The organism is Bradyrhizobium sp. NBAIM08, from assembly GCF_020193935.1.
In the GTDB taxonomy this organism is placed as follows: domain Bacteria; phylum Pseudomonadota; class Alphaproteobacteria; order Rhizobiales; family Xanthobacteraceae; genus Bradyrhizobium; species Bradyrhizobium yuanmingense.
This window is the reverse complement of the sequence record NZ_JADYVR010001417.1, coordinates 1-379: the sequence shown is the minus strand read 5'-3', so window position 1 is coordinate 379 and position 379 is coordinate 1. Positions and strand designations below refer to the sequence as shown.

Annotated in this window: 1 protein-coding gene; it reads left to right on the top strand. The window is 73.4% G+C overall.

What is annotated here, in order from left to right:
- On the top strand, window positions 1–266 hold a 266-nt coding region (locus tag I6F37_RS45215; protein ID WP_225155159.1), incomplete at its 5' end, for a putative quinol monooxygenase.
- Window positions 267–379: the final 113 nt, after the last annotated feature.

Sequence of the window (379 nt, the reverse complement as noted above, 5' to 3'; positions counted from 1 at the left end):
TCACTCAGGCGTTCACCGAGGCCACGCGGGCCGAGGACGGCTGCCTGTGGTTCGACTGGTCGCGCGACGTCGACGACCCGCGGGAATACGTGCTGGTCGAGGCGTTCCGGGACGGTGAGGCCGGCGGGGCGCACGTGCAGTCCGACCACTTCCGGGCCGCGCAGCGTGAGCTTCCGCGGTACCTGGAGGCGACTCCGCGTGTCGTGAACTTCGAGGTGCCCGGCACGGAGTGGTCCGAGCTCGGTGAGCTCGCCGTCCAGCGCTGACCACGTGATGCCGGCACCGCGCACGCCGTACCTCGTGGTCGACGTGGCGGTGCTGGAGGCGAACATCGCCCGCGTCGCGGCCGCGGCGGCCGGGGCCGGCGTGGCCCTGAGGC